The sequence below is a fragment of the Nocardia sp. MH4 genome (assembly GCF_019266065.1).
GTDB lineage: Bacteria > Actinomycetota > Actinomycetes > Mycobacteriales > Mycobacteriaceae > Nocardia > Nocardia canadensis.
The window spans coordinates 1-19,700 of record NZ_LPNR01000113.1 but is presented as its reverse complement, the minus strand read 5'-3'; the positions used below and the strand labels follow the sequence as shown (position 1 = coordinate 19,700).

Annotated in this window: 20 protein-coding genes and 1 pseudogene; 16 read left to right on the top strand and 5 right to left on the bottom strand. The window is 69.5% G+C overall.

The features are described 5' to 3' along the window. Nucleotides 1–74: 74 nt before the first annotated feature. On the bottom strand, nt 75–689 hold the full coding sequence (gene kstR, locus ATM97_RS24750) for a cholesterol catabolism transcriptional regulator KstR (RefSeq protein WP_218720591.1): 615 nt from the start codon (nt 687–689) through the stop codon (nt 75–77). 127 nt (nt 690–816) lie between these two features. On the opposite strand from kstR, the gene ATM97_RS24745 reads away from it, so the two are divergent. The 7 genes from ATM97_RS24745 to ATM97_RS24715 are packed head-to-tail and all read left to right on the top strand — an operon-like array spanning nt 817 to nt 8,180. Then, a complete protein-coding gene (locus ATM97_RS24745; RefSeq protein ID WP_218720590.1) occupies nt 817–2,940 on the top strand; it encodes an acyl-CoA dehydrogenase in 2,124 nt (707 codons plus the stop codon). A 4-nt stretch (nt 2,941–2,944) separates the two neighbouring features. After that, nucleotides 2,945–4,027: an acyl-CoA dehydrogenase family protein gene (locus ATM97_RS24740; protein ID WP_218720589.1), complete on the top strand. Its 1,083-nt coding sequence runs from the start codon at nt 2,945–2,947 to the stop codon at nt 4,025–4,027. Next, nucleotides 4,012–5,175, top strand: a complete 1,164-nt coding sequence (locus ATM97_RS24735; protein WP_218720588.1) for an acyl-CoA dehydrogenase family protein — start codon at nt 4,012–4,014, stop codon at nt 5,173–5,175. The genes ATM97_RS24740 and ATM97_RS24735 overlap by 16 nt, the downstream gene beginning before the upstream one ends. 15 nt (nt 5,176–5,190) lie before the next feature. Then, nucleotides 5,191–6,144 carry a bifunctional MaoC family dehydratase N-terminal/OB-fold nucleic acid binding domain-containing protein gene (locus ATM97_RS24730; protein ID WP_218720587.1) on the top strand — a complete coding sequence of 318 codons (954 nt, stop codon included), beginning with the start codon at nt 5,191–5,193 and terminating at the stop codon, nt 6,142–6,144. Beyond that, nucleotides 6,141–6,563 carry a MaoC family dehydratase gene (locus ATM97_RS24725; RefSeq protein WP_218720586.1) on the top strand — a complete coding sequence of 141 codons (423 nt, stop codon included), beginning with the start codon at nt 6,141–6,143 and terminating at the stop codon, nt 6,561–6,563. The genes ATM97_RS24730 and ATM97_RS24725 overlap by 4 nt, the downstream gene beginning before the upstream one ends. Continuing rightward, nucleotides 6,560–7,729, top strand: a complete 1,170-nt coding sequence (locus ATM97_RS24720; RefSeq protein ID WP_218720585.1) for a lipid-transfer protein — start codon at nt 6,560–6,562, stop codon at nt 7,727–7,729. The genes ATM97_RS24725 and ATM97_RS24720 overlap by 4 nt, the downstream gene beginning before the upstream one ends. A 10-nt stretch (nt 7,730–7,739) precedes the next feature. Further along, nucleotides 7,740–8,180, top strand: coding sequence for an NUDIX domain-containing protein (locus tag ATM97_RS24715; protein WP_218720584.1), 441 nt, complete (start codon nt 7,740–7,742; stop codon nt 8,178–8,180). Here ATM97_RS24715 and ATM97_RS24710 read toward each other — a convergent pair. Next, entirely contained in the window at nt 8,150–8,827 is a 678-nt protein-coding gene (locus ATM97_RS24710; protein ID WP_218720583.1) for a TetR/AcrR family transcriptional regulator, read from the bottom strand. The two genes, ATM97_RS24715 and ATM97_RS24710, sit on opposite strands and share 31 nt — an antisense overlap. A gap of 63 nt (nt 8,828–8,890) precedes the next feature. Here ATM97_RS24710 and zapE point away from each other — a divergent pair, with 63 nt between their 5' ends. From zapE to ATM97_RS24680, 6 genes are all read left to right on the top strand, one after another. Beyond that, nucleotides 8,891–9,856, top strand: coding sequence for a cell division protein ZapE (gene zapE / locus ATM97_RS24705; protein ID WP_218720582.1), 966 nt, complete (start codon nt 8,891–8,893; stop codon nt 9,854–9,856). Between the two features lie 138 nt (nt 9,857–9,994). Next, entirely contained in the window at nt 9,995–10,930 is a 936-nt protein-coding gene (locus ATM97_RS24700; protein WP_308248606.1) for a DUF4129 domain-containing protein, read from the top strand. A gap of 70 nt (nt 10,931–11,000) precedes the next feature. Next, nucleotides 11,001–11,522 carry a hypothetical protein gene (locus ATM97_RS24695; RefSeq protein WP_218720580.1) on the top strand — a complete coding sequence of 174 codons (522 nt, stop codon included), beginning with the start codon at nt 11,001–11,003 and terminating at the stop codon, nt 11,520–11,522. A 17-nt stretch (nt 11,523–11,539) separates the two neighbouring features. Beyond that, complete coding sequence (locus tag ATM97_RS24690; RefSeq protein WP_218720579.1) at nt 11,540–12,502, top strand: MoxR family ATPase; 963 nt, start codon at nt 11,540–11,542, stop codon at nt 12,500–12,502. After that, nucleotides 12,499–13,773, top strand: a complete 1,275-nt coding sequence (locus ATM97_RS24685) for a DUF58 domain-containing protein (RefSeq protein WP_218720578.1) — start codon at nt 12,499–12,501, stop codon at nt 13,771–13,773. Before ATM97_RS24690 ends, ATM97_RS24685 begins: the two co-directional genes overlap by 4 nt. After that, nucleotides 13,770–14,201 carry a hypothetical protein gene (locus tag ATM97_RS24680; RefSeq protein ID WP_218720577.1) on the top strand — a complete coding sequence of 144 codons (432 nt, stop codon included), beginning with the start codon at nt 13,770–13,772 and terminating at the stop codon, nt 14,199–14,201. The genes ATM97_RS24685 and ATM97_RS24680 overlap by 4 nt, the downstream gene beginning before the upstream one ends. 7 nt (nt 14,202–14,208) lie before the next feature. On the opposite strand, the gene ATM97_RS24675 is transcribed toward ATM97_RS24680, so the two are convergent. The 3 genes from ATM97_RS24675 to kstD all read right to left on the bottom strand — a co-directional run bounded on the left by ATM97_RS24675 (nt 14,209) and on the right by kstD (nt 17,303). Next, nucleotides 14,209–14,625, bottom strand: a complete 417-nt coding sequence (locus tag ATM97_RS24675) for a pyridoxamine 5'-phosphate oxidase family protein (protein WP_218720576.1) — start codon at nt 14,623–14,625, stop codon at nt 14,209–14,211. 100 nt (nt 14,626–14,725) lie between these two features. Further along, nucleotides 14,726–15,586 (bottom strand): MaoC/PaaZ C-terminal domain-containing protein, encoded by an 861-nt coding sequence (locus tag ATM97_RS24670; protein WP_218720575.1) that lies wholly within the window; start codon nt 15,584–15,586, stop codon nt 14,726–14,728. Nucleotides 15,587–15,623: 37 nt separating this feature from the next. Further along, on the bottom strand, nt 15,624–17,303 hold the full coding sequence (gene kstD / locus ATM97_RS24665; protein ID WP_218720574.1) for a 3-oxosteroid 1-dehydrogenase: 1,680 nt from the start codon (nt 17,301–17,303) through the stop codon (nt 15,624–15,626). Between the two features lie 214 nt (nt 17,304–17,517). Between kstD and ATM97_RS24660 the strand changes: the two genes are divergently transcribed. From ATM97_RS24660 to ATM97_RS24650, 3 genes and pseudogenes are all read left to right on the top strand, one after another. Continuing rightward, nucleotides 17,518–18,303 (top strand): 2-keto-4-pentenoate hydratase, encoded by a 786-nt coding sequence (locus ATM97_RS24660; RefSeq protein ID WP_218720573.1) that lies wholly within the window; start codon nt 17,518–17,520, stop codon nt 18,301–18,303. Nucleotides 18,304–18,327: 24 nt separating this feature from the next. Further along, nucleotides 18,328–19,233 carry an acetaldehyde dehydrogenase (acetylating) gene (locus ATM97_RS24655; protein WP_218720572.1) on the top strand — a complete coding sequence of 302 codons (906 nt, stop codon included), beginning with the start codon at nt 18,328–18,330 and terminating at the stop codon, nt 19,231–19,233. A gap of 12 nt (nt 19,234–19,245) precedes the next feature. Then, nucleotides 19,246–19,700: pseudogene (locus ATM97_RS24650) on the top strand (4-hydroxy-2-oxovalerate aldolase); the annotation flags it as partial.

Genomic DNA, 19,700 nt, shown 5'->3' with positions numbered 1-19,700 from the left:
CGACGTCGGCTATGCATCTTCCCAGGGGAAGGCGCACAGCCGACGTGTGTCAACGGGCATGGGTGATTTGTGGTCTATCCGCGATCGCCCAGCAACAGGTCGACGGTGAGCTCGAGTCGTTCCGTGACGTCGGTCGCCGAAGCGCGGCGGGTGAGCCACGCCACGAGGTTGGACAGCCACACGTCGGAGATGACCCTGGCGATGGCGAGCTGACGCTCGTCGGGTTCGCCGTCGCTCATCGCGCGGGCGAAGACCCGGTCCATCACCTTGCCGACCCGATCGACCTCGGCCGCCGCCGAGGCGTCGGCGAACATGAAGGCGCGGGTCATGGCCTCGGTGAGCAGCGGGTCGCGCTGCATCATCCGGGTGATCTGGGTGAGCAGGCCGTGCATGCGCTCGGACGGGCCGTCACCGGGTAGGGGGCGGCGCTTGCCCTCGAACTGCTCGAATTCCCTGGCCAGCGCGGAGACCAGCAGGTGCACCTTGGACGGGAAGTACCGGTACAGGGTGCCGACGGCGACGTCGGCCCGTTCGGCCACCGCGCGCATCTGGACCGCGTCGTAGCCGCCCTTGGACGCCAGCGACAGGGTGGCGTCGAGGATGCGCTTGCGACGCTCACGCTGTGCGTTGGAGCTCAGCTCGTCCTCGGACAGTGTCGTCACGGTGGGCGTGGGGGCCGGACTGTCCATCGTGGAAACCCTTTCGCTGCGAGCGCCTGAAAACACGGGCCAAGTGTAGGTCTCTTGACTTACACCCGGCCCGGATATTAGAACATGTTCTAGGAGTGGGAGCCACGCCGGAAGGGCGGTTTTTCTTGTGACCATCGCCACCACTGACGAGCATAAAGCCGCCGCGGAGTCGCTGCGGGGCTGGGCGAGTTCGGTCGCGCCGATTGCAACAATGCGGGCCGGCGGTGCCGGTAGCTGGCGCCAGTACTGGCCCGCGCTGACCGAGTTCGGCCTCTTCGAGGTCGCGCTCGACGAGCAGCACGGCGGCCTCGGCGGCACCGTCGCCGATCTGGCCGTGCTGCTGGAACAAACCGCCGACGACCTGGTCGGCGGCCCGGTACTGGCCACCGCGCTGGCCGCGCTGATCACCAGGGGCGCGGTGACCGACGGCGCCCCGTGCGCCATCGCGGTGCCCACCGAGGAGCTCACCGCGAAGGCGGAGCGCACCGATGACGGCTGGATCGTCACCGGCACCTGGGACCACGTCTACGGCGCCGACGCCGACACCCAGGTGCTGCTACCCGCGAACACCGTCGACGGCGTGCGCTGGCTGCTGATCCCGGCGGCCGATGTGACGATCACCACGCTGGCGAACGCCGATCAGACGGTGCCGCTGGCCCGGATCACCGCCGCCGACGTGGCGGTGGCCCAGTCGCACGGCTTCGAGTCCGCGGCCGACGTCACCGATCTGTTCGTCGCCCTCGCGGTCGCCGAGCTGGCCGGCGTCGCGGGCTGGTGCCTGCGCACGGCGGTCGACTACGCCAAGGTCCGCGAGCAGTTCGGCAAGCCGATCGGCAGCTTCCAGTCGATCAAGCACATCTGCGCCTGGATGCTGTGCCGTACCGAGCTGATCCGCGCCGTCGCCGCCGACGCGGCCGCGGCCATCGACGAGGGCGGGGCCGAGCTGCCGATCGCGGCCGCCGTCGCCGCGGCCACCGCGCTCGACGCGGCTGTCGACACCGCCAAGGACGCCATCCAGGTGCTGGGCGGCATCGGCTTCACCTGGGAGCACGACGCGCACTTCTACCTGCGCCGGGCCAGTGCGCTGCGGCAGCTGCTCGGCGGCTCCGCGCGCTGGCGGGCCAGGGTCGCCGAGCTCACCAGGGCCGGGCAGCGCCGCACCACCGGTGCCGAGCGCGTGCTCGGTGACGTGGCGGGCGACTCCGCGCTGACCGCCGAGATCGCCGCCATCGGCGCGCTGTCGCCCGAGCAGCGGCAGCGGGCGCTGGTCGAGGGCGGCTTCGTGATGCCGCACTGGCCGAAACCGTATGGGCGCGAAGCCGATCCGATGACCTGCCTGCAGATCGCCGAGCAGCTGCGCCGCGCCGACCTGACGACCCCCGATCTGGCGGTCGCGGGCTGGGCGGTGCCGACGCTGCTGCGCTACGGCACCGAGACGCAGATCGAGCGGTTCGTCTGGCCGACCCTGCACGGCGAGGTCACCTGGTGCCAGCTGTTCAGCGAACCGGGCGCGGGCTCGGATCTCGCCGCGCTGCGCACCACCGCCGAGAAGGTCGACGGCGGCTGGGTGCTGCGCGGCCAGAAGGTGTGGACCTCGCTGGGATCGGAAGCGAACTGGGGCATCTGCCTGGCCCGCACCGATCAGACCGTGGCCAAGCATCGTGGGATCAGCTACTTCCTGGTCGACATGCACGCCGCGGGCGTACAGGTGCGTCCGCTGGTGACGATCACCGGGGAGGCCCGCTTCAGCGAGGTCTTCCTCGACGAGGTCTTCGTTCCCGACGACGGCCTGGTCGGTGCGCTGAACAACGGCTGGAAGATCGCCAGGACCACCCTGTCGGCCGAACGCGTCGCCATGGGCGGCGGCGGCATCGGCGGCGCGCTGGAGGCGCTGCTGGATCGTTTCCCGGTCGGCGGATGGGGAACCGAACTGCGTGAGGACCGTTTCGGGGAGCTGATCGCCGCCTCGATTGCTGGCTCTTTGCTGGAACAGCGAATCGCGGTGGCGACGATGGCGGGCGTCGACGCAGGCGCCCAAGCCAGCGTGCGCAAACTCGTCGGTGTCCGGCATCGGCAGGACCTGGCGGAGTACGCCCTGGAACTTTCTGGCCAAGACGGTTCCCTGGAAGACGAAGCCCTGAAAGAATTCTTGCTCACACGCTGTCTCTCCATCGCGGGCGGTACCGAGCAGATCCTGTTGACCGTGGCCGCCGAACGGATTCTCGGCCTGCCGCGCGATGCGGACAGTTAGCTCGATGAGGGAGGACGCCGTGGATTTCACCCGCGACGAAAGCGCCGACGCCGTAGCCGAGGTGGTCGTGAGCCTGCTCGAACGTGAGCAGGCCCGAGATATGGAATTGTGGCCGAGCCTGATCGACTCCGGCCTGCTCGCGGTCCCCGTGCCCGAGCAGTTCGGGGGCGACGGCATGGGCCTGCTGGAGGTATCGGCCCTGCTCATGGAGCTGGCCACCGACGCGGTGGCGGTGCCCGCGCTGCCGACCTTCGGGTTCGGCGTGCTGCCGCTGCTGCCGTCGCTGTCGGCGGAGCTGGCCGGCCGCGTGGTCGCCGAGGTCGGCAAGGGCACCGTGCTCACGGCCGCGCTGAGCGAGCCGGGCGCGCCGTTCACCACCGCGCCGATCACCAAGGCGGTCCGCGACGGTGACACCGTGCGGATCACCGGCCGCAAGGTCGGCGTGATCTACGCCGAACAGGCGCGCTGGATTCTGGTGCCCACCGACGCGGGCGTCGCGCTCGTGGAATCGGTCGCGCCGGGGCTCGAGCTCCTGCCGGTCGCCGGGTCGGCCGGGATCCCGGAGGCGACGGTGGTGCTCGACGACGTCGAGATCCCCGCCGATCAGCTGCTGCCCGCCGACGTGCTGCCCCGGCTGCACCGCTACGCGCTGGCCACCATCGGCGCGGTCGCCGACGGGCTGCTCAAGGGCGCGCTCACGCTGACCGCCGAGCATGTGCGCACCCGCGAACAGTTCGGCAGGCCGCTGGCCGAGTTCCAGGCCGTGGCCCAGCAGATCGCCGATCTGTACGTGGTCTCGCGCACGCTGCACGTGGCGGCGGAATCGGCGTGCTGGGCACTGGCCACCGACGACGCGTCGCCCGAACACCAGCACCGCGTCGACGAGGACCTCGAGGTGCTCGCCTACTGGGCGGCGGCCGAAGTTCCGCGCGCCATGCAGAAATGTCATCACCTGCACGGTGGACTGGGCGTGGATATCACCCACCCGATGCACCGCTACTACTCACAGGCCAAGGATCTCGCCCGTCTGCTCGGTGGCGAGGGCCTGCGCCTCGACCTTCTGGGAGCAAGATGTTCATCGATCTGACCGCCGAACAGCGGCGGTTGCGCGAGGAATTGCGTTCCTATTTCGCCGATCTCGTCACGCCGGCCGAACACGCCGCGATGGCGATCAACCGGCACGGCGACGCCTACCGCGAGGTGGTGCGCCGGATGGGCCGCGACGGCTGGCTCGGCGTCGGCTGGCCGAAGGAATTCGGCGGCCAGGGCTTCGGCCCGATGGAACAGCAGATCTTCTTCAACGAGGCGGTGCGCGCCGATGTGCCGCTGCCCCTGGTGACGCTGCTGACCGTCGGCCCGACGCTGCAGAAGTACGGCACCGACGCGCAGAAGAAGAAGTTCCTGCCCGGAATCCTCTCCGGCGACATCCATTTCGCGATCGGCTACTCCGAGCCCGAAGCGGGTACCGACCTGGCGGCGCTGCGCACCACCGCGGTGCGCGACAGCGACGGCGACTGGATCGTCAACGGGCAGAAGATCTTCACCACCGGCGCGCACGAGGCCGACTACGTCTGGCTGGCCTGCCGCACCGGTTCGGTGGAATCGCGCCACCGCGGCATCACCATCCTGATCGTCGACACCAAGGATCCGGGCTACTCCTGGACCCCGATCATCACCTGCGACGGCGCCCACCACACCAACGCCACCTATTTCGACGATGTCCGGGTGCCGGCGGAGATGCTGGTCGGCGAGGTGGACCGGGGCTGGCGGCTGATCACCACCCAGCTCAACCACGAGCGGGTCAGTCTGGGTCCGTCGGGCAAGATCGAGCAGCTCTACGACCGCCTGCACGATTGGACGGCGCGGCATCAGCTGCTCGGTGAGCCCGAGGTCCGGCGCGCGCTCGGCCGGGTGCGCACCATGGTGCGGCTCAACGAGTTGCTGAACTGGCAGGTCGCGGCCGCGGATCCGGCCGCAGCGCAGAACACCGTGATCGCCGACGCCTCGGCCACCAAGATCTTCTCCACCGAGTCGCTGCAGGAGGCGGGCCGCGTGGTCGAGGAGATCGTCGGCCGTTACGGCGATCCGGCCGAGCCCGGCACCGCCGAGCTGCTCGACTGGCTGGACCGGCGGACCAAGCAGAACCTCGTCGTCACCTTCGGTGGCGGCGTCAACGAGATCATGCGCGAACTGGTCGCCTCCGCGGGCCTGGAACTGCCGCGCGTCCCCCGATGAACTAAGGAGCAGGGCGTGCCGGAAAGCATCACCCCCGAAGACATTCCCGAAGCGCTGGCGAAGCTGGCCGCGGCAGGCGAGTCCGCGCCGCGGGCCGGGCGCGACCCGGTGAACCAGCCGATGATCCACAACTGGGTCGAGGCGATCGGCGACACCAACCCGATCTACGTCGACGAGGCCGCGGCCAAGGCCGCCGGTCACCCCGGCATCGTGGCCCCGCCCGCGATGGCCCAGGTGTGGACGATGAACGGGCTGCACGGCGTGCGCACCGCCGACGATCCGCTCGGCCTGGCCACGCAGCTGCTCGACGACGCGGGCTTCACCTCCGTCGTCGGCACCAACTGCGAGCAGACCTACCACCGCTACCTGCGACCGGGCGAGGAGGTGACCGTCGCCAGCCGGCTCTCGGAGTTCAAGGGCCCCAAGCGCACCGGGCTCGGCGACGGCTGGTTCCTCACCTTCACCACCACCTGGTCGGTCGGTGACGAGGTGGTCACCGAGATGCTGTTCCGCATCCTGAAATTCGTGCCCGCGGCCAAGGAGGCCCCCGCGGCGTCCGACATCGCGGTCGCGCCCGCCGAGCGGGTCGGTCCGGTCATCTCCAAGGACACCGAATTCTTCTGGGCCGGTACCGAAATCGGTGAGCTGCGCATCCAGCGGCTGCCCGACGGTTCGCTGCGGCATCCGCCGATTCCCGCCCTGTGGCAGGACAAGGCCGAGACCACCGACTACGTCGTCGCCGCGGGAACCGGCACGGTGTTCAGCTTCGTCGTGCACCACGCGCCGAAGGTGCCCGGTCGCGACCTGCCGTTCGTCGTCGCCCTCGTCGAGCTCGACGAAGGGGTGCGCATGCTCGGTGAGCTGCGTGGCATCGAACCGGGCGAGGTCGCCGTCGGCGTGCCCGTCCGGGTCGCCTTCGAAAAGCTAGCCGACGGAACAGTTCTGCCCTACTGGGAGGCCGCGCAGTGACCGCCACGACCGAACCCGCCGCCGTCGCGGTGGGCGACAAGCTACCCGAGCTGGTGATCCACGCCGATCCCACCTTCGTGATCAGCACGGCCCTGGCCACCAGGGATTTCCAGGACGTGCACCACGACCGCGACAAGGCCGTCGAGCGCGGGTCCAGCGACATCTTCGTCAACATCCTCACCGACACCGGCCTGGTGCAGCGCTTCGTCACCGACTGGGCCGGGCCCAGCGCCCTGGTGAAGTCGATCGCGCTGCGCCTGGGGGTGCCGCTGTACGCCGGTGACACACTGACCCTCTCGGGCACCGTCACCGCGGTGTCCGGCGCGCTGGTCACCCTCGATGTGCGTGGCCGCGACAGCCTCGGTGAGCACATCACGGCGACCGCGGTGATCGCCCTTCCCTCTCTGGAGAACTCATGACGGGCCTGTCCGGGCATGCCGCCATCGTCGGCATCGGCGCCACCGATTTCTCGAAGGACTCCGGCCGCAGTGAGCTGCGACTGGCCGCCGAGGCGGTCAGCGCGGCGCTGGCCGACGCGGGTCTGACGCCCGCCGACGTCGACGGCCTGACCACCTTCACGATGGACACCAACACCCAGGCCGCCGTGGCCAGGGCCGTCGGCATCCCGAGCCTGAAGTTCTTCAGCCACATCGGGTACGGCGGCGGCGCGGCCTGCGCGACCGTGCAGCAGGCCGCCATGGCGGTGGCCACCGGAGTCGCCGACGTGGTGGTCGCCTACCGCGCGTTCAACGAGCGCTCGGGCGCCAGGTTCGGGCAGTTCTCGCCCGCGCTGGCGGCCGCGCCGACGTCCTCGGGCATCGACGCGGGCTGGGCCTACCCGCAGGGTCTCGGCACCCCGGCCGCGCAGGTCGCGATGGTCGCGCGCCGGTACATGCACGTCACCGGCGCGACCAGTGCCGACTTCGGCGCGGTCGCGGTGGCCGATCGCAAGCACGCCGCGGTGAACCCGAACGCCTTCTTCTACGGCAAGCCGATCACGTTGGAACAGCACCAGGATTCGCGCTGGATCGCCGAACCGCTGCACCTGCTCGACTGCTGCCAGGAGTCCGACGGCGGCGTGGCCATCGTGGTCACTAGTGCCGAGCGCGCCCGCGACCTGCCGCAGCGTCCCGCGATCATCGCGGCCGCCGCCCAGGGCAGCGGCGCCGACCAGTACGTGATGACCAGCTACTACCGCGACGCGATGACCGGCCTGCCGGAAATGGGCCTCGTCGGTGACCAGCTGTGGGCCCAGAGCGGCCTGAGCGCGGCCGATATGCAGGCCGCGATCCTCTACGACCACTTCACTCCCTTCGTGCTGATGCAGCTCGAGGAGCTGGGTTTCTGTGGACGTGGCGAGGCCAAGGACTTCATCGCCGACGGCGCCATCGAGGTCGGCGGCAGGCTCCCGCTCAACACCCACGGCGGCCAGCTGGGCGAGGCCTACATCCACGGCATGAACGGCATCGCCGAGGCGGTCCGCCAGATCCGTGGCACGTCGGTCAACCAGGTCGCGGACCTGGAGCGCATCCTGGTCACCGCGGGCACCGGCGTTCCCACCTCGGGGCTGGTGCTCACTTCGTAGGCTCGACCGGGTGACCCCACGCCACCTGGTCGACGTCCACCTGCTGCTGATCCGCGACGGCGCGCTCCTGCTGAGCCTGCGCCGCAGCGGTGACGAGTACGACCACCGGTGGCATCTGCCGTCGGGAAAACTGGAGATCGGAGAGTCGGTGACGGCCGCCGCCGCACGGGAAGCCGCGGAGGAGGTCGGGGTCGACATCGACCCCGCCACGCTGCGGCTGATCCATGTCGCCCACGTGACCGCGCCCGGCCGCGACGCGCGGCTCGGGCTGTTCTTTCGCGCCGATCGCTGGCAGGGCGAGCCTTTCAATCGGGAACCCGATAAATGCTATGCGGTGCAGTGGTTTACGCCGCACGAACTCCCCGCTGATCTGATCGAATATTCCGCTCTCGGAATCGCGGCGATGAATTCGAAGGAGCCTTATTCCGAATTCGGTTGGGCAGACGCCTGATCGGATGGGGAAGCGTGCTCGGCCGATTCGGCCACACCGGTCAGGAATATCGACAGGGGGCGGGTGAGTTGCTCGATGCTGTCGGTCGTACCCGCCGGTACCTCGGCGCGCACGCCGGCGACCCGGTCGAAGACGAGACCTTCCAGTAGTGCGAGGAAGTCGCAGGCCGTGTCGCCGGGCCGGGGTGAGCCGAGGGCGGTGAACAGCTCGGTGGCCCGGTCGACGGAGAACAAACTGCCTGCCAGGCGGGCGCGGAGCTCGGGTTCGGAGAGCGTCTCGACGATCAGCGCATGCCGGGCGATCAGCTCGTTGCGGCGCCGGGCGAGCAGCTGATCCAGCCAGGCGGCGACCCCGCGCGCGACCGCCTCCGGTGCCCCTTCCCGGTCGGCGGAGGTGGCCTCCGCTGCGGGTTTGCTGCGCGGACCGGGCCCGCCGCGCGCCGCGGCGAAGTCGGCGCGCGAGCGTGCGGTGATCCCGTCGGCGACCGCCTCGACCAGCGTCTGCCTGGTGCGGAAGTAGTAGGACGTGGAGCCGAGCGGTAATCCCAGCCGGGCATCGAGGGCGCGATGGGTGAGGGCGCGAATCCCGCTGGTCGCGATGAGGTCGATCGCGCCCGTCACGATCCGTGCGCGCCGGTCTGTGGACATCGTCACCTTCCCTGGTCGCCGATTCGCCGATCCTCTACAACTGTAGAGGACGAGGAGGTTGGCATGACATCCGAAGCGGTTGTTCTCGATCCGGCGCAGGTCACGGCTGCCGCGGCGCTGGTCGCGCTGCTCGACCGGCACGGCAGGCCACGCAAGCGGCACCGCGGCGTCTACCTGCACGGCAGGCCGGGCCGGGGCAAGACCATGGTGATGGACCGGTTCTTCGCGGCCGCCGCACCGGAGCGCAAGCGCCGCTACCACTTCCACACCTTCTTCGCCGAATTGCACGCCACCACCCACGCCCTCGGTTCGATCGAACGGGCCGTCACCGCGCTCCTCGGCGAGGCCGACCTGGTGTGTTTCGACGAGTTCCACGTGCACGACATCGGCGACGCCATGCTCATCGCCCGGCTGCTCGACACCCTGTTCGCCGGGCGCCGGACCCTGGTCGTCACCTCGAACTACCCGCCTGCCGAGCTGCTGCCGAATCCGCTGTTCCACGACCGATTCGTGCCGACCATCGAGCGCATCCTCGCCCACCTCGACGTCGTCACCCTCGACGGTCCGCTGGACTACCGCACCATCGGCGCCCATCGGGACAGCGGTTTCCTCGCGGGCCGGTACGTTCTGGACGCCGAAGCGCCGACGGCGCGGGGCCAGGACCTCGACCTGGGTGACGGCCGAACGGTGCGCGCGCTCGCGGTCGCGCCGGACGCCGTCACCTTCGACTTCACGCACCTGTGCGGCGCCCCGACCAGCGCCGCCGACTATCTCCGTCTGACCAGGCGATTCGGCCGGTGGACGCTGCGTGGGGTCCCGCCGCTGCGCGAGGTGCCGCCGGACTGGGCGATGCGTCTGGTCAACCTTGTCGATGTCCTCTACGACGCCGACCTGCCCTGCACCATCCACGCCCGCGAGCCCGCGCCCGAGCTGACCGCGGGCGTGCCGGCGGTTCCCGATCTGGCCAGGACGGCGAGCCGACTGGGGGAGTTGCCGCTGGTCGACGCGGCGATCGTTCGCACCGCGTAACAAGACACGGAATTCGGGGGGACAATAAAAGGGGAGGTCATCCAAACTATCGATTTCCTCCCGAGCGAACCACTCGGCGTGTAACTATGTGGCTGTTTTGTGCAGGCTCTGGGGTTTGGTGGTACAGCTGTGATCGGGGTGAGTCAGCCCATTCCGCGGGCGATCGTCGTGATCGCACTGCTCGTCGCTGCGACGATCGCGTTGCAGGGTTACCTCCCCGGTGCCGGACCCGCCGAATCGAACAGCACGCCCTCGCCACTGTTGGTGGCGGTGATGCCGGTGCTGCTGCTGGTATCCGTGGTGATCCTGGTCGCCGGGGTGATCGCCAGTCAGCATCGCCTCCCGCTGGCGATGCCGCAAGCCGAACGCGAAGCGGCGCCGCGTTTCCGGTGGCGCAGGCTGGCTCTGCTGGGTCCGATCGTCCTCGCCGCGATCGCGTTGGTCTTCGCGGGCGGTGTGACCGCGCTGTTCCTGCTGCCCGGCGCCCGCCCGATGCGCCCGGCCGCCGAGACCCTGCCGGAAGGCTCCGGCCCCGTCCCGACGCCGACCGACGCCCCCGCCCCCGATCCGGGCACCGGCGCCGCCGAACTCACCGGCACCGCGCTCATCATCGCGGCCGTGCTGGCCGTGGTGCTGATCGCGGTGGCGCTGCTCGGGCTCGTCGTGGTCGCGGTCGCCACCCGGCGCGAACCCGCGCCCGCCGCCGCCGTCCAGCCCGAGGTCACGCCCAGCGCGGTCGACTCGCTCACCAGGGCCGCGGAGATGGGCCTGGCCGCGATGAACGCGCCCGGCCAGGACCCGCGCACCGCGATCATCGCCTGCTACGTGGCCATGGAGCGCGGACTGTCCAGCGACCGCGCCGCCCGCCCGCAAGCCTCCGACACCCCCATGGAAGTGCTGGCCCGCGCTTTCGAAAGCGGTGTGCTGCACGATGCTTCGGCGCGCGAGCTGGTCGCGCTGTTCGAGGAGGCGCGGTTCAGCCCGCACTCGATGCTCGAGTGGCAGCGCATGCGCGCCGAACAGCTTCTCCGCATCGTCCTGTCGGATCTGCAGCGAAGGTTGGTACCGGCATGAGCGGTCAGCGCCAGGAGTCGGCAGCTCGCGTCACCGCGCGGGGCGCCCGAGCCTGCCGAATGGAGTCAGCATGACATCACCGGAATCCGGTGCGGCGGTGAACCGTTCGGCCGTCATCGTCACCGCGGTCGTGGTGGTGCTGCTGATGGAGGTCGCGCTGGTGCGGTTGGCCCGCGACACCGTGCTGCTCGCCGTCGCTCTGCCGGTGGCGCTCACGCTGGCCACGCTGTTGTGGTCGCTGCGGCATCGCGTGGTGCGCGAGGAACCGCTGACCGAGTACATCGACAACGGCCCGGCCGAGATGCTCGGCCGCTGGCACGCGCGCGCGGAGATGCTGACCGCCCGCGCCGACGGCACCCGCGCCGACTGGGACCGCCACCTGCGGCCCCTGCTGGCCAAGGAATTCGAGTTGTCGACCGGCCTGCGGGTCGCCAAGAACCGGCGGGCCACCGAGGTGGCCGGGCAGCTGCAGTTCGGACCCGAACTGTGGCGCTGGGTCGACCCGGCGAATTCCGCACTGCGCGACCAAACCGGTCGCGCGCCGGGAAAAGAGGCGCTGGACGAGATCCTGCGCCGATTGCAGACGATGTGAGGGGTTAGAGGCCACCGATGACCATGCCGTTGAACGTGACCGTCCAGCGCTCCGACGCCGTGCTGCGTGAGCTGGGCCGAGTCGTGGTCGGCAAGCGAGATGAGTTGCAGCTCATCATGATCGCCGTGCTGTCCGGAGGACATGTTCTCATCGAGGACCTGCCAGGTCTCGGTAAGACGCTGATCGCGCGGTCCTTCGCGGCCGCGCTCGGCCTCGATTTCACCCGCGTGCAGTTCACGCCTGATTTACTGCCCGCCGACCTGCTCGGCTCGACGATCTACGACATGTCGTCGGGCCGGTTCAACTTCCGTCGCGGTCCGGTTTTCACGAATGTTCTGCTCGCCGACGAGATCAACCGCACCCCGCCCAAGACGCAGGCGGCGCTGCTGGAGGCCATGGCCGAGGGGCAGGTGAGCATCGACGGCGAAACCTTCCTGCTGCCACAGCCGTTCATCGTGCTGGCCACCGACAACCCGATCGAGTACGAGGGCACCTACCCGCTGCCGGAGGCCCAGCTCGATCGGTTCGCGATCCAGCTGCGTCTGGGCTATCTGTCCGAGCAGGACGAGACGCAGATGATCCGGCGCAGGCTCGAGCGTGGCGCGACGCCGCCGCAGGTCGGCCAGGTCGTCGACGCGCAGGGGCTGATGGAGATGCGGCAGTCGGTCGAATTCGTCACCGTGCATCCCGATGTCGTGAACTACGTGGTGGCGCTCGCCTCGGCCACCCGCAGCCACCCGCAGGTCGAGGTCGGCGCCAGCCCGCGCGCCGAACTCGATCTGGTGCAGATGTCGCGCGCCCGGGCCCTGCTGCTGGGCCGCGATTACGTGATCCCCGAGGATGTGAAGGCGCTGGCGGTGCCCGCGATGGCGCACCGCATCACCCTGCGTCCGGAGATGTGGGTGCGCCGCATCCGGGGTGAGGACGTCATCGCCGAACTGTTGCGCCGGCTACCGGTGCCCCGCGCCACCAGCACATGAAGCACCGCGACGAATCCAGGACGGTCGAGGTCGACCTGCGCTGGCGGCCCGCCCCGCTGGTGTTCATCCTGGCCGGGTGCGCCGCGGCGGCGCTGGTCGTCGCGGTGTTGCGTGGGCAATGGCAGCTGGTGGTCTTCGCCGCCCCGATGCTCGGCGTGCTCGCCACCGCGCCCTGGCAGCAGAACCCGACCAGGATCCAGGTCGACGGCAGCGGCACCGTGCGCTGCTTCGAGGGCGAGGTGGTCGGCTGCAACGCCGCGGCCTTCGTCGAGAGCGGACACGCGCTGCTGCGGATGACACCGATGCCGCTGACCGGCCTCGAACTCGAGATCGAGGAGGCCCACGATTCCGGCGGTGCTCCGGCCGGCCTGGAGCTGGCGCTGTCGGCGGCGCGCTGGGGCCGGTATCCGGTGCAGGTCAAGGTGTCCGCGCTGAGCCCGGCCGGGCTCGCGGTGGCCACCGCCGAGCTGCCCGCCGCCAAGCTGTATGTCTACCCGATCGCCGATCCACATCGAATGCGCCTGCCGCGCACCGAACTTCCCGACCGGATCGGCACCCATCTGACCCGCAAGCACGGTCCCGGTGTCGAATACGCCGACATCCGCGCCTACGCGCCCGGCGACCAGTTGCGCACCGTGAACTGGCCGGTCAGCGCGCGCCGCGGCAGGCTCTACGTCACCGAACGATTTACCAATCGCTCCGCCGACGTGGTCGTCCTGGTCGACACCTCCCAGCAGGCGCCCGGCCCGGCCACCGCCTCGCTGGAGCTGTCGGTGCGCGGCGCGGCGCAGGTGGTGCAGTCCACCCTGCAAGCCGGGGACCGGACCGCGGTGGTGTGCCTGGGGGATTCGCCGCGCTGGCTGCGCCCCGATATCGGCCGCAGGCAGTTCTACCGGATCGTCGATACCGTGCTCGGCGTCGGTGACGAGCACGTCGAGACCACCGGCACGCTGGCCCCGCACGCCGCGGTGCCGATCGGCGCGATCGTGGTCGCGTTCTCCACCCTGCTCGACACCCAGTTCGCGCTCGCGCTGATCGACCTGCGCAAACGCGGTCACGTGGTGATCGCCGTCGACGTGCTGCGCGGCACCCCGTTCGAGGACGGTCTCGACCCGACCATGGCCAAGATGTGGCAGCTGGAGCGGGCCTCGATGTATCGCGACATGGGCACCGTCGGCGTCGACATCATCGCCTGGCCCGCCGACACCAGACTCGACCAGGCCATGCGCCTGCTGCCCGACCATCGCCGAACAGTGCGGGTGCGCCGATGACCAGATTCCTCGCCCTGCTCGCCGGCCTGCTGCTGGTCGCCGCCGTCGCCCTGATCAACCCGTATGCCGGGGTGGCCGCGCTCGCGCTGGTCATCGTGAGCTGGTGGTGGCGGCCCGCCGCCGTCGCCGCGGTGCTGGTGGTGATCGCCGCGCTCGCGTTCGCCGACGTCGGGGTCGTCGCCGCGGCCGCGACGGGCCTGGTCGCCACCACCTACCTGCTCAACGCGGCCGTGCTGCACGCGCCCGAAGGCGTGGTGCCGACGACGATTCCGTCGGTCGGCGGCGCGGTGCTGTTCACCATCGCCGCCGCCACCGCCGCCCTGGTCCCGGTGGAACTGGTGTGGGCGCCGCTGGCCGCGCCCGTCCTCATCGTCCTCATCTACGCACTGCTCGTCGGCGGCCTCACCCAGCGTCCGCCCGCCGGGTAGCCGCGCGCTACCCGATCAGCGCGCCCAGCCAGTGCTCGGGCTCCAGCCAGACCGTGACGTGCTCGCCCAGCTGCTCGTGGGCGAAGACCAGGTACTGCTCGAGGGCGTCGCCGCTCAGATACCGGCCGGCCATCTCGGCTATCTGCGCGGCGGTCGACGGCCGCACATCGGCGACCGCTCCCTCGACCGACACGTACTTCACCTCCGGCGCGACGGTGTCGACCATCAGGCCGAATCGCCCTGCCGCGGTGATCGCTTGCATCTTCGCCGACGTGGGCAGGGTGGTGATCCACGGTCGGCCACCAGGGGTGTAGGCGTACCAGATGGGAACGGTGAGCGTGCCCCGATCGGGGGTAGCTACCGACAGCGCGGCCACATGCGGTCGCGCGAGAAACTCTTGCTTTTCCGAGTGTGTGAGCGCCATCGTCCGATGGTCGCACCGCGCACCGACAACTCCGGTGCGCGAGCGAACGCCCTGGTGACGAGGCCGGCGTGGGCAGGACCGGCACCAGGGCGTCGCCGGATCAGGCGATCGTCAGCGCGATCTCGCCGAGCACCGGCGCGTCCTCGCGCTCGACCACGGTGGCGGCGCCGATCAGCTCGTCGCCCTCGCGCCAGACCTTGATCCGCAGCGTTTCGCCCGGGTACAGCACCCCGGCGAACTTGGCCCGGAAGCCGCCGACCCGGCTCGCGTCACCGTCGAGCAGGCCGTCGGTGAGCGCCTTGCAGACCACGCCGTAGGTGCACAGGCCGTGCAGGATCGGCGCGGGGAACCCGGCGCCCTTGGCGAACTCCGGGTCCGAGTGCAGCGGGTTGCGGTCGCCGCAGAGCCGGTAGAGCAGGGCCTGCTGCGGCAGGGTCGGGGTGACGAGTTCCGCGTCGGGCGCCCGGTCCGGCAGCGCGGCCTTGGCGCTCGGGCCACGCTCGCCGCCGAAACCACCCTCGCCCCTGGCGAAGATCGAGGACCGGACCGTCCACAGCGGCTCGCCGTCGGAGCCGACCACGGTGTCCTCCCGCACGATCACCGCGTTGGCGCCCTTGTCCCAGATCTCGCTGATCCGGCCGGTGCTGGTCGCCTTGCCGCTCGCCGGAATCGGCTTGTGCACCACCACTTCCTGGTGTCCGTGCACGACCTTGGCCAGGTCGATCTCGATACCGGGGAAGCTCACCTTCGGCGCCTCGGTCTCGCCGAGGGTCGGGGCCACCGTCGCGAAGGTCGGCAGTACCTGGGGGGCGCGGTCGTCGAGATAGGTCAGCTCGACCGGGTCCGTCGGGTGCGCGCCGGCGCCGAGGCCGAGGTGGTAGAGCTGCACGTCGGTGGGCGTCCAGCTGAACTCCCGCGTCGGTGTCGGCGCACCGAGCGCGGTCTGGAGGTCGATGGGCATGGTGCTTACTCCTGCGTGGTCGGGAACTGTGCGTGCGTCACGCGGTGGCCTTGGCCTTCTCGGCGATGTCGAGCACCGCGAGGTAGGCGAAGGTGATCGCGGGTCCGATGGTCGCGCCGGGGCCCGCGTAAGTGTGGCCCATCACCGGGGCGCTGGTGTTGCCCGCGGCGTAGAGGCCCTCGATCACCGAATCGTCTTCGCGCAGTACGCGACCGGCGGTGTCGGTGACCAGGCCGCCCTTGGTGCCGAGGTCGCCGGGAACCATCTTGGCCGCGTAGAACGGGCCCTGCGAGATCTCGGCCAGGCACGGGTTGGGCTTGACGGTGGGGTCGCCGTAGTAGCGGTCGTAGTGGCTGTTGCCGCGACCGAAGTCCTCGTCCTTGCCCGCGGCGGCGAAGCCGTTGAACCGGGTGACGGTGGCGCTCAGGCTCTCGGCGGGCACACCGATGCGCTCGGCCAGCTCCTCGATGGTGTCGGCCTTGACGATGTAGTCGTTCTCCAGCCAGCGCGAGGGGAAGCGCTGACCCGGTTGCAGCCCGGCGAAGATGTAGCGGTTGCGGTAGCGCTGGTCGAACACCAGCCAGGCCGGGATGTTCTCGCCCGGACCAGCGCCCTGGCCGTATTCACCGCCGTACATGGTGTGCACCGCCTCGACATAGGGCGCCGACTCGTTGCCGAACCGCTCGCCGCGGTCGTTGACCATGATGGTGCCGGGCAGATTGCGCTCGGCGAGGGCGAACCAGGGCTTGCCGCCCTTGAAGATGGTCGGACCCCACCAGGCGTCCTCCATGAATCCGACCGTCGCTCCCGCTGCCATGCCCGCGACGATGCCATCGCCGGTGTTGGCCGCGGCGCCCGTTGTCCACTCAGTGGTTATCGGCTGCCGCTGGTACTTGGCGCGCATGTCGGCGTTGTGCTCGAAGCCGCCGCTGCCCAGAACCACGCCGTAGCGCGCGGTGAAGGTGACCGGCTCGCCGTCGACGGTGGCCTTGACCCCGGTGACCTTGCCGTCGGTGACCACCAGATCGGTGAGCGGGGTGTTGAGCAGCACCGGAACGCCCGCGTCGAGCAGGCCCTTGCGCATGGCGGCGATGATCGCCTGACCCATGCCGAGCAGGTGCTTGCCGGTGAACTTGGCCAGGTAGGTACGGGCGCCGACGCGCAGTGCCCGCATCATGCCCTTGGGGTGACGCTTGATCAGGTTGAGCCGGACGAAGTCGGCCTGCATGACCACCACGTTCAGCGGCGCCTTGGCGTAGGGCGGTTCCAGGTTGGCCAGTTCCGCCCCGAGCACCTTGCCGTTGAACGGCGTCGGCTCGCACGAACGCCCCTGGCCCAGGCCGCCCGGAGCCTCCGGGTAGTAGTCGGAGTAGCCGGGCACCCACTTCATCTTCAGCGGGGTGTGATCGAGGACGAAGTCGAAGGCCTCGGCGCCGCGATCGAGGTAGGTGTCGATCTTCTCCGCGGGCACCACGTCGCCGATGATGCTGTGCAGATAGGTGCGCGCGTCCTCGCGGTCGTCGGGTCGGCCGGAGGCTTTCAGCGCCTTGTTGCCCGGAATCCAGACGCCGCCGCCGGATCGGGCCGTCGACCCGCCGTAGTGCGCGGCCTTCTCCAGCAGCACGACGCTCAGTCCCTTGTGGGCCGCGGCGAGGGCGGCCGTCATCCCGGCGGCGCCGCTACCGACGACCACCACATCGTATTCCCGATCACTCATGTGCAACACGTTATAGAAGCGTTTGGCGGTTTGACAGTCCAAACTGGAACTTGTTCCAGTGGGCTCGGCGTTTCCGCTCCACATACTGGAACGTGTTATAGAAATCACGCACGGTGGCATTGTATTGTCAGGTGAACGGCTGACGATGCTCCGGGAAACCGGTTACAGTTTTGACGTCGTGATCCATCCCGCCCGTGCTGCCTAGGAGGTCCGCGTGCTGCCCGACGCGGTACGAACTCAACTCGCCGACGAACTGGCCCGCGCCGAAGACGATCGCGTCGCCGTGTCGCCGCTCGTCGACCGGTTTCCCGATATCGACGTCGTCGACGCCTACGAGATCCAGCTGCTCAACATTCAGCGTCGGCTGAAGGCGGGTGCCAAGGTCGTCGGCCACAAGGTGGGGCTGTCGTCGAAGGCGATGCAGGAGATGATGGGCGTCGACGAGCCCGACTACGGTCATCTGCTCGCCGAGATGGAGGTCTTCGAAGACGTCCCGGTCGACACCTCGAAGTACCTGCTGCCGCGCGTGGAGGTCGAGGTCGGGTTCGTGCTCGGCGCCGACCTGCCCGGCGAGGACTGCACCGAGGCCGATGTGCTGGCCGCGACCGTCGCCTACGCGCCCTCGATCGAGCTGATCGACTCGCGCATCAAGGACTGGAAGATCGGCCTGGCCGACACCATCTCCGACAACGCCTCCTCGGCCGGTTTCGTGCTCGGCAAGGAGCGTGTCGCCCCGGGTGACATCGACATCAAGGCCATCGATGCCGTGCTGACCCGCAACGGCGAGGTCATCGCGGAGGGTCGCAGCGACGCCGTCCTCGGTGACCCGGTGATCGCGGTCGCGTGGCTGGCCCGCAAGGTTGCGACCTTCGGGGTGCGGTTGAAGAAGGGCGACATCGTGCTGCCCGGTTCCTGCACCCGCGCCATCGACGCCCGCCCCGGTGACGACTTCCTCGCCGAGTTCACCGGACTCGGTTCCGTCCGTTTGCGTTTCAGCTGAACCAGACTTCCCAAGGAGTACACCGTGACCAGCAAAGTCACCGCCGCGATCGTGGGGTCCGGCAATATCAGCACCGATCTGCTCTACAAACTGCTGCGCTCGGACAAGATCGAGCCGCGCTGGATGATCGGCATCGACCCGGATTCGGAGGGGCTGAAGCGGGCGCGCGGGCTGGGTCTGGAAACCTCCGCCGAGGGCGCGGACTGGCTGCTCGCCCTCGACGAGAAGCCGGATCTGCTGTTCGAGGCCACCTCCGCCTACGTGCACCGCGCGTACGCGCCGAAATACGAGGCCGCGGGCATCCGCGCCGTCGACCTCACCCCCGCCGCGGTCGGCCCGGCCGTGATTCCCCCGGTGAACCTGGACTCGCTGCGCGATGCCATGAACGTCAACATGATCACCTGTGGTGGCCAGGCCACCATCCCGATGGTCGCGGCCGTGTCGCGGGTCGTGCCGGTCGCCTACGCCGAGATCGTGGCATCGGTGTCCTCGGTGTCGGCCGGTCCCGGAACCCGTGCCAACATCGACGAGTTCACCAAGACCACCTCCAAAGGTGTCGAGACCATCGGCGGCGCGCAGCGCGGCAAGGCCATCATCATCTTGAACCCGGCCGAGCCGCCGATGATCATGCGCGACACCATCTTCTGCGCCATCCCCGAAGACGCCGACCGCGATGCCATCGCCGAGAGCATCTTCGCGATGGAGAAGTCGATCCAGGAATACGTGCCCGGCTACCGGCTGCTCAACGATCCACAGTTCGACGAGCCGTCGGTGATCTCCGGTGGCATGGCCAAGGTGTCGATCTTCGTCGAGGTCGAAGGCGCCGGCGATTTCCTGCCACCGTACGCGGGCAACCTCGACATCATGACCGCCGCCGCCACCCGCGTGGGTGACGTGCTGGCCGACCAGATCATCTCGGCTCGGGTGTAAGGAGATTCGACCATGAGCAATATCCTGAAGCCCTTCTCGGGCGAACTCGATGTGCGTGTCACCGACACCTCGCTGCGCGACGGCTCGCATCACAAGCGGCACCAGTTCACCGTCACCGAGGTGCGCGATATCGTTGCCGCCCTGGACGGTTCGGGCGTCCCGGTCATCGAGGTGACCCACGGTGACGGCCTCGGTGGGTCCTCGTTCAACTACGGTTTCTCGAAAACCCCTGAGCAGGAACTGATCAAGGCCGCCGCCGAGACCGCCAAGCAGGCCAAGATCGCCTTCCTCATGCTGCCGGGTGTCGGCGTCAAGGAAGACATCAAGATCTCCCAGGACAACGGTGCGTCCATCTGCCGCATCGCCACGCACTGCACCGAGGCCGACGTCTCGATCCAGCACTTCGGCCTGGCGCGCGAACTCGGCCTCGAGACCGTCGGCTTCCTGATGATGGCCCACTCCACCAC

What these genes read in the sequence shown, in the direction of transcription:
- kstR (WP_218720591.1), bottom strand. Translation starts at nt 689, where the DNA reads ATGGACAGTCCGGCCCCCACGCCCACCGTGACGACACTGTCCGAGGAC.
- ATM97_RS24740 (WP_218720589.1), top strand. Translation starts at nt 2,945, where the DNA reads ATGAGGGAGGACGCCGTGGATTTCACCCGCGACGAAAGCGCCGACGCC.
- ATM97_RS24735 (WP_218720588.1), top strand. Translation starts at nt 4,012, where the DNA reads ATGTTCATCGATCTGACCGCCGAACAGCGGCGGTTGCGCGAGGAATTG.
- ATM97_RS24720 (WP_218720585.1), top strand. Translation starts at nt 6,560, where the DNA reads ATGACGGGCCTGTCCGGGCATGCCGCCATCGTCGGCATCGGCGCCACC.
- ATM97_RS24710 (WP_218720583.1), bottom strand. Translation starts at nt 8,827, where the DNA reads ATGTCCACAGACCGGCGCGCACGGATCGTGACGGGCGCGATCGACCTC.
- zapE (WP_218720582.1), top strand. Translation starts at nt 8,891, where the DNA reads ATGACATCCGAAGCGGTTGTTCTCGATCCGGCGCAGGTCACGGCTGCC.
- ATM97_RS24695 (WP_218720580.1), top strand. Translation starts at nt 11,001, where the DNA reads ATGACATCACCGGAATCCGGTGCGGCGGTGAACCGTTCGGCCGTCATC.
- ATM97_RS24690 (WP_218720579.1), top strand. Translation starts at nt 11,540, where the DNA reads ATGACCATGCCGTTGAACGTGACCGTCCAGCGCTCCGACGCCGTGCTG.
- ATM97_RS24685 (WP_218720578.1), top strand. Translation starts at nt 12,499, where the DNA reads ATGAAGCACCGCGACGAATCCAGGACGGTCGAGGTCGACCTGCGCTGG.
- ATM97_RS24680 (WP_218720577.1), top strand. Translation starts at nt 13,770, where the DNA reads ATGACCAGATTCCTCGCCCTGCTCGCCGGCCTGCTGCTGGTCGCCGCC.
- ATM97_RS24675 (WP_218720576.1), bottom strand. Translation starts at nt 14,625, where the DNA reads ATGGCGCTCACACACTCGGAAAAGCAAGAGTTTCTCGCGCGACCGCAT.
- ATM97_RS24670 (WP_218720575.1), bottom strand. Translation starts at nt 15,586, where the DNA reads ATGCCCATCGACCTCCAGACCGCGCTCGGTGCGCCGACACCGACGCGG.
- kstD (WP_218720574.1), bottom strand. Translation starts at nt 17,303, where the DNA reads ATGAGTGATCGGGAATACGATGTGGTGGTCGTCGGTAGCGGCGCCGCC.